This is a genomic window from Morganella morganii H1r, from assembly GCF_000633515.1.
GTDB lineage: Bacteria > Pseudomonadota > Gammaproteobacteria > Enterobacterales > Enterobacteriaceae > Morganella > Morganella morganii_B.
Map to the genome: position 1 here is coordinate 1 of NZ_AYMP01000014.1, position 14,462 is coordinate 14,462.

The 14,462-nt window shown below is 48.9% G+C and carries 14 protein-coding genes; 13 read left to right on the top strand and 1 reads right to left on the bottom strand.

The window, feature by feature from the left end; genetic code table 11:
- The first annotated feature begins 122 nt into the window (after positions 1–122).
- From U868_RS25455 to U868_RS0107030, 4 genes are read left to right on the top strand one after another with little or no spacing between them, the layout of a single operon-like run.
- A complete protein-coding gene (locus U868_RS25455) occupies positions 123–383 on the top strand; it encodes a PAAR domain-containing protein (RefSeq protein WP_029990819.1) in 261 nt (86 codons plus the stop codon).
- 2 nt (positions 384–385) lie between these two features.
- Positions 386–1,219 carry a TagK domain-containing protein gene (locus U868_RS0107020; protein ID WP_025152675.1) on the top strand — a complete coding sequence of 278 codons (834 nt, stop codon included), beginning with the start codon at positions 386–388 and terminating at the stop codon, positions 1,217–1,219.
- Positions 1,220–1,237: 18 nt separating this feature from the next.
- Positions 1,238–2,068, top strand: a complete 831-nt coding sequence (locus U868_RS0107025; protein WP_025152676.1) for a type VI secretion system accessory protein TagJ — start codon at positions 1,238–1,240, stop codon at positions 2,066–2,068.
- Complete coding sequence (locus tag U868_RS0107030) at positions 2,058–2,552, top strand: type VI secretion system baseplate subunit TssE (protein WP_025152677.1); 495 nt, start codon at positions 2,058–2,060, stop codon at positions 2,550–2,552. The genes U868_RS0107025 and U868_RS0107030 overlap by 11 nt, the downstream gene beginning before the upstream one ends.
- 44 nt (positions 2,553–2,596) lie before the next feature.
- Here the strand turns inward: U868_RS0107030 and U868_RS23510 are convergent, their stop codons facing one another.
- Positions 2,597–3,427: an FkbM family methyltransferase gene (locus U868_RS23510; protein ID WP_025152678.1), complete on the bottom strand. Its 831-nt coding sequence runs from the start codon at positions 3,425–3,427 to the stop codon at positions 2,597–2,599.
- Between the two features lie 552 nt (positions 3,428–3,979).
- Here U868_RS23510 and U868_RS0107040 point away from each other — a divergent pair.
- The 9 genes from U868_RS0107040 to U868_RS0107085 all read left to right on the top strand — a co-directional run bounded on the left by U868_RS0107040 (position 3,980) and on the right by U868_RS0107085 (position 14,428).
- Positions 3,980–5,386, top strand: a complete 1,407-nt coding sequence (locus tag U868_RS0107040) for a hypothetical protein (RefSeq protein WP_025152679.1) — start codon at positions 3,980–3,982, stop codon at positions 5,384–5,386.
- Positions 5,387–5,811: 425 nt separating this feature from the next.
- Positions 5,812–7,173, top strand: coding sequence for a nucleobase:cation symporter-2 family protein (locus U868_RS0107050; protein ID WP_025152680.1), 1,362 nt, complete (start codon positions 5,812–5,814; stop codon positions 7,171–7,173).
- Between the two features lie 139 nt (positions 7,174–7,312).
- Entirely contained in the window at positions 7,313–9,205 is a 1,893-nt protein-coding gene (gss, locus tag U868_RS0107055; RefSeq protein ID WP_025152681.1) for a bifunctional glutathionylspermidine amidase/synthase, read from the top strand.
- Positions 9,206–9,406: 201 nt separating this feature from the next.
- Entirely contained in the window at positions 9,407–9,655 is a 249-nt protein-coding gene (locus tag U868_RS0107060) for a type B 50S ribosomal protein L31 (protein ID WP_024474782.1), read from the top strand.
- Between the two features lie 18 nt (positions 9,656–9,673).
- Positions 9,674–9,799: a type B 50S ribosomal protein L36 gene (ykgO, locus tag U868_RS0107065; protein WP_004237696.1), complete on the top strand. Its 126-nt coding sequence runs from the start codon at positions 9,674–9,676 to the stop codon at positions 9,797–9,799.
- A gap of 2 nt (positions 9,800–9,801) precedes the next feature.
- Complete coding sequence (gene zinT, locus U868_RS0107070) at positions 9,802–10,446, top strand: metal-binding protein ZinT (protein WP_025152682.1); 645 nt, start codon at positions 9,802–9,804, stop codon at positions 10,444–10,446.
- 569 nt (positions 10,447–11,015) lie between these two features.
- The gene (locus U868_RS0107075; protein ID WP_004237698.1) at positions 11,016–12,107 is read left to right on the top strand and encodes a PfkB family carbohydrate kinase; all 1,092 of its coding nucleotides are present in this window, start codon (positions 11,016–11,018) and stop codon (positions 12,105–12,107) included.
- Entirely contained in the window at positions 12,104–13,036 is a 933-nt protein-coding gene (locus tag U868_RS0107080; protein ID WP_025152683.1) for a pseudouridine-5'-phosphate glycosidase, read from the top strand. Before U868_RS0107075 ends, U868_RS0107080 begins: the two co-directional genes overlap by 4 nt.
- A gap of 129 nt (positions 13,037–13,165) precedes the next feature.
- On the top strand, positions 13,166–14,428 hold the full coding sequence (locus U868_RS0107085) for a NupC/NupG family nucleoside CNT transporter (RefSeq protein ID WP_025152684.1): 1,263 nt from the start codon (positions 13,166–13,168) through the stop codon (positions 14,426–14,428).
- The last annotated feature ends 34 nt before the right edge of the window (positions 14,429–14,462 follow it).

A 14,462-nucleotide genomic window follows, 5' to 3' on the forward strand; every position in this document is an offset into this window, starting at 1 on the left:
GAACCGACGACACCGGAACCAACGACACCGGAACCGACGACGACTCCGATTATTACCGGGGAGCCTTGAGTTACCACAGCCCCTCAGGGGGCTGTATCAGATAGTGGATATAAGGAGACAATATGTTACCAGCAGCAAGAATGGGCGACTTAGCCTGCCATTGCGGTGTGGTGGAACTGGGTTCATGTAACGTGTTTACCAACTGTATCCCGCAAACCTTCCTGGGGGCGCCGGTATGTTGTGCTATTCATGTTAAAAGTTGCATATGCACCGCATCCTGTACCGTCTTTGTCAATAATATCCCGGCGGCACGCGCCGGGGATTGTGGTGGCTGCGGGACAGTGGTATCAACGGGTTCATGTAATGTATTTATCGGCCCCTAATCATGCTATTGCATTTTAACTGGCCGACCCGTAAAGGGTCGGTCAAACTGACAGAGCTGAACACCATCGATAATCCGGTGGTGATTAATGCGTTTACTGCGGATGTTACATTACATGCCGGTGAATCGCAGGATACCGATGTTCTGTTTTATTACACCAACACCGGTCCTGTTTTGCAGAATATCTGCCGAGAACTGGTTTGCGTAGTCAATAAACAGCAGGTCGCATTTGGTTCAAAAATCCGGCTGATATACGGTTCTGCCATTCAGATTGGTCATTTTTCACTGACCTTTGTCGCGGCGGAAAATAATCAGTCAGCATCAGTTATAGAAGCATTAACAGAACTGACACCGACAAAGGTTGATTTCACTAATCTTGAAATTAATGAAATATTACCGCAGGGTGCGGGATTTATTTCCATAGAATATGCCGCAGAAGAGAGCAGAAAAAGCGGTGATGAATTAAAAAAACTGGAAATAGAGTATAAAAAGTTCCTGTTATGGGGGGAAATTGATTCCCCGCAAACTGAAAATCATGCAGTCACTGAAGAGGCAAAATTATCTGCCGCGGATGATGACGGCAGTTTTGATTCACTCTGTGAGCAGATAAAAGATCTGAATCTGACAGAGTGTATTTTTGAAACGTCGGCATTTATGGATCGTGTCTGGCGTGAATTGTCCACAATGGAAGAAGTTGATTTAACACAGGACGAGCATGAGGTCTATGACATTCTGAGAATGCTGGCGCCGAACGGAATTATTCCGTATGCAAAAGACTCTGTTTCCTCACTTGTTTCAAAGGAACTTTATAAATTAGGCTTAGACAGCCGTTTATAATCACTTAAGGATTTTTACATGGCCACAACACAAAAACTCTCCGATATTCTTGCCAACTCATCGCTGGATGAATTTTTTGATGACACTCTCAATAAGGTAAAACAGAAGCCGAACGACTTAGTTATTCGTGAGACTTTATTTAAATTGTGTTGCCTGAAAGGTTACTGGGAAAAGGCAATGGTTCAGCTGGAAACCTGGTCATTAATTGATGGTCAGGATGATGACCGTCAGCTTGAGTTGTATAAAAACCTGGTATTCAGTGAAATTCTGCGCGAAGAGATCCTGAAAGGAAAACGTGAGCCGATGACATTACAGCAGGAATTACCTGAATGGATGAAATCGGTCTGGGAAGCCAATAAATTACTGATTGAGAATAAGCCGGATAAATCGGAGGCACTGCGCTTACAGGCATTTGAAAATGCCCCGGCAGCCGGCGGCAACGGTGAGAAAATCGGTGATTTTGCCTGGATGGCAGATAATGACAGCCGCCTGGGACCTATCTGTGAATTTATTGTCGCCGGCGGCTACCGCTGGGTACCGTTTGCGGATATTGAAACTATCAATATTGTTAAACCGCGGGATTTACTGGATCTGGTTTGGATTCATGCCCAGGTTAAAGTAAAAAATGATATTTTTTACGGCTATATTCCGGCCCGTTATCCTGTCCGTGATACAGACAGTGACAAAATTAAGCTGGGTTTTGAAACACAATGGGAGCAGGTATCAGAATATTTCCTGACAGGGAAAGGCGGAAAAATGGTCATTACTGACCAGGGAGAATATCCGTTATCTGAACTGAATAAGGTTTCCATGACAATGGCCGGTGCTGAAACTGAACATGCAGGATAATAAAAAGCAATATATGCCTGCATTGCTTGACCGGCTGATTGATGATCATCCGAAAGAGCGGCGTGAGCCTGCCGATAAATTCTATTTCGATTCACGCAAAATGCGTGAGGTGATATTGCGTGATCTCCTGACGATTTTCAGTACTGAAAATACAGAAGGTGAATTACAGCGTTACAGCAAATCACCGGTTGTCGACTCAGTCATTAATTATGGTATTGCGCCGTTAACCGGCGTCTATGCCAGACAGCTGAGCTGGGAACAGGTTGAGGAGAAGTTGCGCCGGGCTATTCTGCGTTTTGAAAGCCGGGTTATTCCTGACTCTCTGATTATTACGCCGCTGGCGGGAAAAGATCAGTATGCGCAGTATGGTATTATTGTTTTTGAAATAAGAACACTGGTTTACTGGGATCCTTATCCGCTGGATCTGCGTATCAAAGGTTCTTATGATATGGAAACTCAGCAGGTTAGTCTGAATTACCGCTGAAATAAGAAGGAAGCATCAGCTTCCTTTTTATTTTTCAATGCAGATCAGAGGCTTAAAAAATCCATACCAAACTGTGATGTCTCACGTTTTACAATATAACCGTTTGGTGTCATTACCAGTTTTCCGCCTTCATTGTTTTTATGCTGAGCAACAAAGAAATTCTCTATCTGAAGCAACTCATACCCCATTTCATCCTGTAATAAAGAAAAAAGGTGTTTATTTTTCTCTATGGTGGATTTCATATAGTCGCCCCATGTGGTGAAAATAATGTAAGGGTAACCGGATGCCTGTATCCATTTTCTGCCGCCTTTCAGAACCTCCAGTTCCAGGCCCTGGGCATCGATTTTAATCAGGCTGGCATGTGGCATATTCAGTGTATCCAGTGTATTGATTGTCCTTTTTTCTGTGGGAAATTCTGAGCCGCAGCGTTGCTCCAGGAAGATGGTTTTATCCAGGGAGACGGCACCGAGGTTATTGTCGGTACACGGATCCGGTACCGGGACATCGATTTCACCATCATAATCGCCAAGGGCGGAGTTAAAGGTATAACAGTTTTTCAGTTTATTCAGATAGATATTACCACAGAGCTGATTATAGACCTGACGCTGAGGCTCAAAGGAATAAACAATACCATTACGGTGCTGAAAATAATGGCCCACCGGGATTGTCCAGGAGCCGAGGTTGGCACCAATATCATAAATAACCGGTGCCGCCGAAAATTCCAGCAGGCGCTGACTGATATTGATTGAGGTTGCATTCCAGAGTTCTCCGCCGCGTAATATACCACTGATGTAATCGGGGCCGGAAGTCAGCAGGAACCGGTGGTCACCGCGGGTTGTACAGATTTCAAATTCAGATAATTTTTTATTTTCCATAATGTTATCGCCCGGATATTCAGAGGGTAATGAGATTTCTGTTCAGAAATTTATTATTCAGAATGCTATCACTATATCAGAGAGAATAAAAATGGCTTACAGACGGCAGACGGATTATAAGATAAGTCCTGATAATGTTACTTTTTAAAAATAGACATTGTCTTTTGTTTGTAGTGTTATATTCCGGCGGTATGATTTAGGAGAGTAAATTTTTATTTTTAATACATCTGCATGTTATTTTTTATTGTTGGTGAAAATATAATTTTCATGCGTGAGAGTGTCAGGTTTTATATTTAAGAATAATCGGAATGTTCAAAGAGTAAAACATTATTCAATTCACGTTATATTGTCGGTAATATTAATGCCATTGTTATTGCAGACCGTTATTGTGAACCATCGTCAGATATCCGGTATTTATCTCATTTTATGTTCATTTTTCATTTCCGGATAATGATGCAGGGTAATTTCTGAGTCAGGGATTAAGCAGAATTTATTGTTCTGAAATAGGTTCGGTGAGCACCTGCTTCATTTTATATACAGGAGTTATGTAATATGCCTATCGTTATCGGTGTTGTTGATAAAGCAACGCGCGTGACAAAAAAAGCAGTAACCTCAGTCAAAGACGGGGTTAATGTGCTGAAAGCCGTTCCGGGAGTGGATTATGTGCTGGTCGATAAACAAACCGGAACAGCACCGCAGAAAGCGATCATGATCCGCGACGGTAATAACCTGAAATTATTTCTGATGGGTGAAGAAGATCCGTCGGTGGTCATTGAGGATTATTATCTGGTTCCCGGCCAGATTATCGGCGAAGCCGCGGATAAACAGGTGCATGACTACACGCCGCAATCTGCGGTGGAGCATGACAATATCGGCAGTATGGCCGATAAACAGGCGGCGGTTCAGCAGCCGGGAGAAAAACTGCTGGCGCCGATTACCTGGGAATCTTCCGGTTTGAGCTGGGAAGTGCTGACCTTTCTGGGGCTGGCAGTCGCCGGAGGAACTGCTGCGGTAATCGCCAAAAATAATAATTCAGATGATGATCATAAAAATAATGATTCATCCGCTGATAACAAAGATAACGGCAATACCAATGCCGGTGAGAAAGATAACGGAAATACCGGTACTGATGATACCGGCAACGGCAATGCCGGTACGGATGATAAAGGCAACAGTAACGCCGGAACAGAAAACAGCGCTGGCGGTAACACGGGTACAGACAATAAAGGTAACAGCAATACCGGAACAGAAAACACCGGAACAGAGACCGGCGGTAACAGTCACACCGGTTCGGATGAGCAGGGTAACAATAATACCGGCACAGATGATAACGGTAATACTGTGGCGGATGATCAGGAGAGTACAGATGTGCCGGCTGATATTACCGCGATTGCCGCCATTGATGATGTTGCGGATTCTGCCGGGGCTGATCCTGAAAACCTGTCAGCAATGACACCGGTGTTGACCGGCCATCTGAACAGTGCCCCGGCGGAAGGCCAGGTGGTGGTAATCTCCCGTGATGGTCATGTGGCGGGGTATGCCACGGTGGAGAGTGACGGTAAATGGACATTCAATGATACCACCGTCGATTTTGAGCAGGGACAGACTTACCATTACACCGCGCGTGTTGAAGGTAATGGTGTGAGCGGCGCGGAATCTGATCCGTTCAGCATTCACTATGACACCACCGGTCAGCACGATGGAACAGATATGTCTGCGTTGCCGGGGTCTGAAGATGCAGCTGCACTGGCTGCCACCGGGCTGCTCTCCGGTCATGACGGCTCCGTGAACCTGGACAAACTGCTGAGTCAGTTACCGGAACAGGATATCCCGGCGGAAAGCCACAATGCGGCGGTCAGCACAGCAGATTATCTGCAGCCGTCTGCGGAATTTACCGCGCATGAGATGGTGCACCCGGAACTGGTGTCACTGACCGAAACGCAGACCACACTGTTCTGATCTGCTGAACTATCTGCCAAACGGGCTGCCTGTCATCATGACCGGCGGCCCGTTTTGTTATACGGAGCCGGAAACGCCCGGTGATACGCCGCTATCAATGTGATAACCGGAATTATTAAATTGAGAAGGCAATCGATTGTCACGGCGTATGGCCTGAAAAATGACATCTTACAAGTGTCATAAAAATGCGGCAGGTATCTCGTTTTCAGCGGGAAAATACCTGAAAAAACCGGAAACCGGTCACGAAACACAGCATTTATGCTGACAGAAAATCGCGCTGGTCTGAATTTTGCTCAATCGTTTAAATGATGAACCGATACCCGGGCCGGGTTCGTCATCATAGTGAGACACCCTGACGCCAGGGGTCATTTTCCGAGATCTTCGAATCGAAGCCGGGGAGCCCCGGTTGTAAGGGAGTCTGTTTCATGAGCAATCATAGTGTGGATCAAGCACAGGAACCGGTTAAGCCCGTTATTGACGAAGTTGAAGAAATATTGCCCGCGGGAAAACTGATGATGCTGGGATTACAGCATGTGCTGGTGATGTATGCCGGAGCGGTGGCGGTTCCGCTGGTTATCGGTGACCGGCTGGGGCTGAGCAAGGAAGTGGTGACACTGCTTATCAGTTCGGATCTGTTTTGCTGTGGTATCGTGACACTGTTGCAGTGTATCGGTATCGGAAAATTTGCCGGTATCCGTCTGCCGGTGATTATGTCTGTGACGTTCGCGGCAGTGACACCGATGCTGGCCATCGGTGCCAACCCGGATATCGGCCTGATGGGGATTTTCGGCGCCACCATTGCGGCGGGGGTGCTGACAACGCTGATAGTCCCGCTGATGGGAAAACTGATGCCGCTTTTCCCCAATATGGTTACCGGTATTGTGATCACCTCTATCGGACTGAGTATTATGCAGGTGGGGATCGACTGGGCCGCCGGCGGTAAAGGTAACCCGGAATATGGTCACCCGCTCTACCTCGGTATTTCATTTGCGGTTCTGCTGTCTATCCTGTTTATCACCAAATTCTGTAAGGGTTTTCTCTGTAATATCTCGGTATTACTGGGGATTATCTTTGGCTTTGTACTATCGCTGATGTGCAATGAGGTCAGTTTTGACGGTTATGCGGATGCCCCCTGGTTTAAACTGGTTACCCCGATGGCGCTGGGTACACCAACGTTTGAGCCGATCTCCATTATCACCCTCAGCGTGGTGCTGCTGATTGTCTTTATTGAATCGATGGGGATGTTTCTGGCGCTCGGGGAAATCGTCGGCCGCCCGGTCGGAAAAGATGACATTGTACGCGGGCTGCGGGTAGACGGGATCGGGACAGTTATCGGCGGTCTGTTCAACAGTTTCCCGCATACCTCATTTTCCCAGAACGTCGGGCTGGTGGGGGTGACAAAAGTTCACAGCCGCTGGGTGTGTGTGGTCTCCGGATTTATCCTGATTATCTTTGGTCTGCTGCCGAAAATGGCGGTGGTGATCGCCTCTATTCCGCAGTTTGTGCTCGGCGGGGCGGGGCTGGTGATGTTCGGCATGGTGCTGGCGACAGGGATCCGCATTCTGTCCCGTGTTGATTACAGCGGTAATAATTACAACCTCTATATTGTGGCGATAAGCCTGGGCATCGGGCTGACGCCGACACTCTCCGGTAATTTCTTTGCCAAACTGCCGATGTTCTTACAGCCGCTGCTGCACAGCGGGATCCTGCTGGCAACGGTCAGCGCGGTGATCCTCAACCTGTTCTTTAACGGTTATCATCCTAAAAAGGAAAGTCCGGCAACGTGATGTGAATCACTAAGCATTACCCGGGGGCTGATTGACACCGATGCAGAAAAGCATCGGTGTTTTTTTATGGACGGGCGTATACTGAATTATCAGTAAGCACAATTATTGGCAACCTAAATCATATCAGTAAGGCCGTACTATGAGTGGAATCATCACGGAGCATGAACCTTTCGGCACATTACTGGGCTATGCGCCCGGCGGTGTGGCTATCTATTCCTCTGACTACGATACCATCACGGAAGCAGAGAAAGAGGATGATATTTCCTTCCGCAGTTATATCGGAAATGAATATATGGGATACAAATGGCAGTGTGTGGAATTTGCCCGCCGCTTCCTGTATCTCAATTACGGTGTGGTGTTTACCGATGTCGGTATGGCGTATGAGATTTTTTCCCTGCGTTTTCTGCGTCATGTGGTGGATGACAGCATTCTGCCGCTGCGGGCGTTTAAAAATGGCTGTCAGCAGGCACCGGTAGCCGGGGCATTGCTTATCTGGCAGGAGGGAGGAGAGTTTAAACGCACCGGTCATGTGGCGGTGATAACCCAGGTGTGTGCGGATAAAGTCCGGATTGTTGAACAGAATGTCATTCATCATAAACTGCCGCGCGGTCAGCAATGGACCCGTGAGCTGCCGATGCATGTCAAAGACGGTTATTACACCCTGTCCGATACGTTCCCGGATACGCAGATCCTCGGCTGGATGATCCAGACAATTGATGATGAGTATGCGTGGACCGAACCGGCGGTGAACCCGGCGCTGATGACACTGCATGCCGCCCGCCTGGACGAGAAAGCCGATTTCACCGGTAAATGGCTGGATGAGTCGGATCCGATGGAAAAAGCCTATGTCAAAGCGAATCACGGTCACAATCTGAATGCGGATCCGCACGAGTATTTCACCATTTCGGAAACCGCCGAAAATGCCCTGATGCAGGCGACCAACGAAGTTCATCTGATGTATCTGCATGCCACCGAAAAAGTGCTGAAAGATGATAATCTGCTGAAATTATTTAATATCCCGGAAATCCTCTGGCCGAGACTGCGGCTCTCCTGGCAAAACCGCCGTCACGATATGGTAACCGGCAGACTGGATTTCTGCATGGATGAGCGCGGGCTGAAGGTGTATGAATACAATGCAGATTCAGCTTCCTGCCATGCGGAAACCGGGCGGATTATTGAAAAATGGGCGAAACAGGGCGGGCTGACAGAAGGCCGGGATCCGGGGGAACGCCTGTCAGACATGCTGGCCGATATCTGGAAGCATACCTCGGCCAAGCCGTTTATCCATATCATGCAGGATAAAGACAGCGAAGAGGATTATCATGCCCTCAATATGGCGCAGGCCATCACGGCGGCAGGGTACGGATACCGGATCATTCACGGGCTGGATGAACTGAGCTGGAACGAAAGCGGACAGGTCATCGACGGCGAAGGGCGTGTGCTCAAATGTGTCTGGAAAACCTGGGCGTGGGAAACGGCGCTGGAACAACTGCGTCAGGAAAGCGAAAGCGACCGGACATACTCCGCGCTGCCTATCCGTACCGGCCATCCGCGCCATGAAGATGATGTGCGGCTGATTGATGTGCTGCTGCGTCCGGAAATCCGTGTATTTGAACCACTGTGGACGGTGATCCCGGGCAACAAAGCGATTCTGCCGATCCTGTGGTCGCTGTTCCCGCATCATCCATATCTGCTGGATACGGAGTTTGAACTCAGTGATGAACTGCGGCAGACCGGTTACGCGGTTAAACCGATCGCCGGACGCTGCGGCAGCAATATCGGGCTGGTGGATCACCGTGATGAAGTGCTGGATGAAACCTGCGGCCGTTTCGGTGAGCAGGAAAACGTCTATCAGCAGCTCTGGTGTTTACCGAAAGTGGCAGGCCGCTATATCCAGATGTGCACCTTTACGGTCGGTGGTCACTACGGTGGTGTCTGTCTGCGCTCAGATCCGTCTCTGGTTATCAAAAAAGAGAGTGATATTGAGCCGCTGCGGGTACTGGAGGATAAGGACTTTCTGGCAGAGAACTGATTTCTTACTGTGATACTTTTCCCGGGCAGCCCCCGTATTCACCGGTGGCTGCCCGTTTTTATATCCTTTTGATCTGATTTATATTTCCTTTCTTTCCGCGAACGCACTCCTTTCCCGTATAAAAATCAGGGTTAAAAAACAGTGGTCAACCGCAATAAAAATCATTATTGTTATATTATAACATAACAAAATGAGGCAACCATGAAACCCGATATTCATCCGGATTACCGGACTGTCATCTTCCACGACACCGCCGCAGACGTGTATTTCAAAGTCGGATCCACCATCAGAACGGAAAGAACCATTGAGTTTGAAGGGCAGACTTATCCTTATGTCACTCTGGATGTCTCATCTCATTCTCACCCGTTCTATACCGGCAAACAGAAAACACACTCTCAGGAAGGGAATGTGGCCCGTTTTACCAAGCGTTTCGGGCGTTTTGTCCATTAAAAGAAGAGGAAAAAACCGATGCAGGTATTAAGTTCACTGAAAAGTGCGAAACAGCGCCATCCGGACTGTAAAATTGTCCGCCGTCGCGGCCGTATTTATGTGATTTGTAAGTCCAATCCGCGTTTTAAAGCCGTACAGGGGTGATTATGACAGTTAAATCAGTTCTCCCGTTATTGTTACTGGCGGGATTATTCAGCGGTGCGGCAGCGGCACACGGACACCACCACGACAAACCGCAGACAGAAGCACAGCGCAAGGCCGCAGAAGGGATTTTTGCGGATAAGGATGTCAAAGACCGGCAGCTGAGTGACTGGGACGGAGTCTGGCAGTCTGTTGCACCCTATCTGGCCAGCGGCGGGCTGGACCCGGTGATGCAGGCGAAAGCCGCGAAGAACGGCGATAAAACTGCAGAAGAGTATCGCGCTTATTATACAAAGGGATATAAAACCGATGTGGATATGATTGGTATTGAAAATAATATCATCGAATTCCATCGCGGGGATAAGGTGGATCAGTGTGAGTATCAGTATGCCGGTTACCGGATCCTGAATTACACCTCCGGCAAGAAAGGGGCGCGTTATCTGTTTGAGTGCAAAGATAAAAATAGTCATGCACCGAAATATATCCAGTTCAGCGACCATATCATTGCGCCGGAAAAAGCAGGTCATTTCCACCTGTATATGGGCAATGAATCCCAGGAGGCTCTGCTGACTCAACTGGATAACTGGCCGACGTATTACCCTTATACGATGAGCGGAAAAGATATTGTTCACGACATGCTGCACCACTGACAGCAAAGCGGCACAGCACTATAAAACCGGCAGCCCGGAAACAGATAGTGTTTCCGGGCTGTTTTGTTATTTCATTAACAAATTAATATAAAACTTGATTAATCGTGTCAGTTCAAAATAAAATAAGAATAAGCGATTCAGCTAATCAGTTTAAACAGATTTACCACAATAAACACCCGATGTTTTCTGGTTTTATTCCGGACTGATTTATTTGATATCAATCACAGTATGTATGTAACGATAAAACAGATATTTCAATATTATTATTCTAAGATCATGAAAACAAACACATGTTTGATGATATGACAACCAGTGCATAACAGATTGATAGATATGAAAATTATTTTTAATTAAATCCTCTATTTTTGAAGGTTATTATTTTGTGTTTTTTATTTTATTTTTGAAGATATAAAAAACATGATCTCCTTCCGGTTTTTCTGCTGAAAACTCATACCCTGCATTTTACGATCATGACTCAAATTCCGGTGAAATCTTTATTTCAGCGCTTTACTTTGTCGCGGGCAAAAAATAAAACAAGCACATGTTTAATAACTAACAAGTGTCCGCTTATGACCAGTCGAGAAAAACAAATCCTTCAGATCCTCCGGCGTGACCCGCTCATTCCGCAGCAGGAACTGGCCGGCGTATTAGGTATCAGCCGCTCTGCGGTGGCCGGACATATCATGAATCTGATGAATAAAGGCTACATCAAGGGTAAGGGATACATCCTCTCCGAGCACCGCTATGTGGTGACTGTCGGTTCAGCCAATATGGATGTTTGTGGTTATTCTGACCTGAATCTGGTGTATGAAGATTCTAATCCCGGTCACATTAAATGTTCACCCGGCGGGGTCGGACGCAATATTGCCCAGAATATTGCCCTGCTGGGCTGCGAATCTCATTTTATCTCTGTTATCGGTGATGATTTCTACGGTAACACTCTGTATGAGCAGGCAAAACTGGCCGGTGTGAATGTCAGTAATCTGCATCGTCTGCACGGGGAAACCACGTCAACCTATCTGTCACTGCTGGATCCGCAGGGTGAAATGATCACTGCCATCAATGACATGCGCATCCTGGAAAAACTGACCCCGGCGCTGCTGGCGACTTCCCGCGACCTGATCCGGCACGCCGGTGTGCTGGTGGCGGACTGCAATCTGTCAGAAGGCGCGCTGGAGTGGCTGTTTACCAATGCGGGCAATGTCCCGGTCTTTGTCGATACCGTTTCCGCGTTCAAAGCAAACAAAATCAAGCCGTGGCTCAGCCATATCCACACCCTGAAACCGAACCGCTTTGAGGCGGAAATTCTCACCGGTATCAAAGTGGAGAATAAACAGGATGTGGTACGTGCCGCCAATGCTCTGCATGAGCAGGGTGTGCAGCGCATTGCCCTGAGTATGGGCGGCGAAGGTGTTTATTACAGCGAGGCAGGCGGCGAAAACGGCTGGTCGAAGCCGTTCAGTGTCCACATTGTCAATGTGACCGGTGCCGGTGACGCCATGATGGCAGGCCTCGCCCGCTGCTGGCTCGAAGGCGAGCCGCTGTCACAGAGTATCCGTTTTTCCCAGGGCTGCTCCGCCCTGACGCTCGCCAGCGAGCTGACAAATAATCCCGGTCTGTCAAAAGACAGTGTTCACAAACTAATGGAATCACAAGCATGAAAACTCAACAACTGAACGCAGAATATCTGGATATTTCCCCTGAGGTTGCACAGGCGCTCGCGGAGAAAAAGCCGGTTGTGGCACTGGAATCCACCATTATTTCTCACGGCATGCCGTATCCGGACAACGTGAAAATGGCACTGGAAGTTGAACAGCGTATCCGTGACAACGGTGCGATCCCGGCGACGATTGCGGTGATTAACGGCCGCATGAAAGCAGGCCTGTCTCATGATGAGATTGAGATGCTCGGCAAAGAAGGCCACAAGGTGATGAAAGTGAGCCGCCGCGACCTGCCGTTTGTGATAGCCCAGGGTATCCACGGTGCGACGACCGTTGCCTCCACCATGATTATCGCGGAAATGGCCGGGATTGCTGTTTTTGCCACCGGCGGGATCGGCGGTGTGCATCGCGGCGCGGAACACACCTTTGATATCTCAGCGGATTTACAGGAACTGGCACAAACCAATGTCGCGGTTGTCTGCGCGGGTGCCAAATCTATCCTGGATCTGGGGCTGACCACCGAGTACCTGGAAACTTACGGTGTACCGGTTGTCGGTTATCAGACGGATAAATTACCGGCATTCTTCTGCCGTGAAAGCGAATTCCCGGTCACTATCCGCATGGAAACCCCGGAAAATGTGGCAAAAGCACTGCACGCCAAGTGGGCGACCGGCCTGAACGGCGGCATGGTAATTGCCAACCCGATCCCGCATGAGTTCGCCATGCCGGAAGAAACCATCAACAGCGCGATCGCACAGGCAGTACGCGAAGCGGACGAGCAGGGCATTAACGGCAAAGCAAGCACACCGTTCCTGCTGGCCCGTGTGGCAGAGCTGACCGGCGGTAACAGCGTGAACTCCAACATTGAACTGGTCTTTAATAACGCGAAACTGGCTGCCCGTATCGCCTCCGCTTATCAGCAACTGTAAGCGGCTGACCGGTAACCGGTCATAACAACGGATGAAATACCAGACCCGGTAAGGTGCTGATCTCACAATCAGCCTTTACCGGGCATTGCAGCATACAACTGATGAGTATAATAACCACGGGGCCGGATTATGGATTTATTACGGAGTTTGGCGGGGATCGGCGTTTTATTACTGATAGCATTTATCTTTTCGGTGAATAAGCGGAAAATCAGTCTGCGCACTGTCGGCGCGGCACTGCTGTTACAGGTGGCACTCGGTGCCATCATGCTGTATATCCCGGCGGGGAAATGGTTTATTCAGACCATCGCATCGGGCGTGAACAATGTTATTGCCTACAGTGATGCGGGCAGTTCCTTTATTTTCGGCAGCCTGGTCGGCCCGAAAATGGATGTGTTATTTGACGGCGCCGGGTTTATCTTTGCATTCCGCGTTTTACCGGCCATTATCTTTATCACTTCTCTGATCGCGATTTTGTATTACCTCGGCATTATGCGCTGGGTGATCAACATTCTGGCGTATGTCTTCCAGAAGACCATGAAAATCAGCAAGATCGAATCCTTTGCGGCAGTAACCACTATTTTCCTCGGTCAGAATGAGTTACCGGCGGTACTGAAACCCTTTGTCAGCCGGATGAATAACAATGAATTATTCACCGTGATTTGCAGCGGTATGGCTTCCATCGCCGGGTCAATGCTGGTGGGTTACGCCGGGCTGGGCGTACCGATTGAATATCTGCTGGCGGCGTCTCTGATGGCGATCCCGGGCGGGATCCTGTTTGCGCGGATGTTAAGTCCGGCGACACAGGAATCCACCGTGGAATTCACGGAAATCTCTTTCAGTGAAAAACGCCCTGCCAGTATTATTGAGGCGGCAGCGGGCGGGGCAATGCTCGGGCTGAAAATTGCCGTTGGTGTGGCAACGGTGGTGCTGGCGTTTGTGGCCCTGATTGCCCTGATTAACGGGCTGATTGGCGGCCTCGGCGGCGTTATGGGTTTTGAGGGCGTCAGCCTGCAAAGCCTGTTCGGCTATATTTTTTCACCACTGGCGTATCTGATGGGGGTGAGCAGTGAGCACATTGCGCTGGCGGGCAGCCTGATCGGCGAAAAACTGGCGATCAACGAGTTCGTGGCCTATGTGGATTTCTCCCCGCATTTACATGACGGCACGCTGGATGCCAAAACGATTGCGGTGATCTCTTTTGCCTTATGCGGTTTTGCCAACTTCGGCTCGATTGCGGTGGTGGTCGGGGCGTTCAGTGCGGTTGCACCGGAGCGGGCACCGGATATCGCCCGTGTCGGGATCCGCGCACTGCTGGCAGCGACATTATCCAACCTGATGAGTGCCACTATTGCCGGATTGTTTATCGGCCTGGCCGTGGCGCCGGGTGTCTGACCGGTTCAGATGATTGCCCGGTACTCACTCACAG

Bases quoted from the DNA above. Each gene is read 5' to 3' on its own strand.
- U868_RS25455 (WP_029990819.1), top strand. From the start codon at position 123: ATGTTACCAGCAGCAAGAATGGGCGACTTAGCCTGCCATTGCGGTGTG.
- U868_RS0107020 (WP_025152675.1), top strand. From the start codon at position 386: ATGCTATTGCATTTTAACTGGCCGACCCGTAAAGGGTCGGTCAAACTG.
- U868_RS0107025 (WP_025152676.1), top strand. From the start codon at position 1,238: ATGGCCACAACACAAAAACTCTCCGATATTCTTGCCAACTCATCGCTG.
- U868_RS0107030 (WP_025152677.1), top strand. From the start codon at position 2,058: ATGCAGGATAATAAAAAGCAATATATGCCTGCATTGCTTGACCGGCTG.
- U868_RS23510 (WP_025152678.1), bottom strand. From the start codon at position 3,427: ATGGAAAATAAAAAATTATCTGAATTTGAAATCTGTACAACCCGCGGT.
- U868_RS0107040 (WP_025152679.1), top strand. From the start codon at position 3,980: ATGCCTATCGTTATCGGTGTTGTTGATAAAGCAACGCGCGTGACAAAA.
- U868_RS0107050 (WP_025152680.1), top strand. From the start codon at position 5,812: ATGAGCAATCATAGTGTGGATCAAGCACAGGAACCGGTTAAGCCCGTT.
- gss (WP_025152681.1), top strand. From the start codon at position 7,313: ATGAGTGGAATCATCACGGAGCATGAACCTTTCGGCACATTACTGGGC.
- U868_RS0107060 (WP_024474782.1), top strand. From the start codon at position 9,407: ATGAAACCCGATATTCATCCGGATTACCGGACTGTCATCTTCCACGAC.
- ykgO (WP_004237696.1), top strand. From the start codon at position 9,674: ATGCAGGTATTAAGTTCACTGAAAAGTGCGAAACAGCGCCATCCGGAC.
- zinT (WP_025152682.1), top strand. From the start codon at position 9,802: ATGACAGTTAAATCAGTTCTCCCGTTATTGTTACTGGCGGGATTATTC.
- U868_RS0107075 (WP_004237698.1), top strand. From the start codon at position 11,016: ATGACCAGTCGAGAAAAACAAATCCTTCAGATCCTCCGGCGTGACCCG.
- U868_RS0107080 (WP_025152683.1), top strand. From the start codon at position 12,104: ATGAAAACTCAACAACTGAACGCAGAATATCTGGATATTTCCCCTGAG.
- U868_RS0107085 (WP_025152684.1), top strand. From the start codon at position 13,166: ATGGATTTATTACGGAGTTTGGCGGGGATCGGCGTTTTATTACTGATA.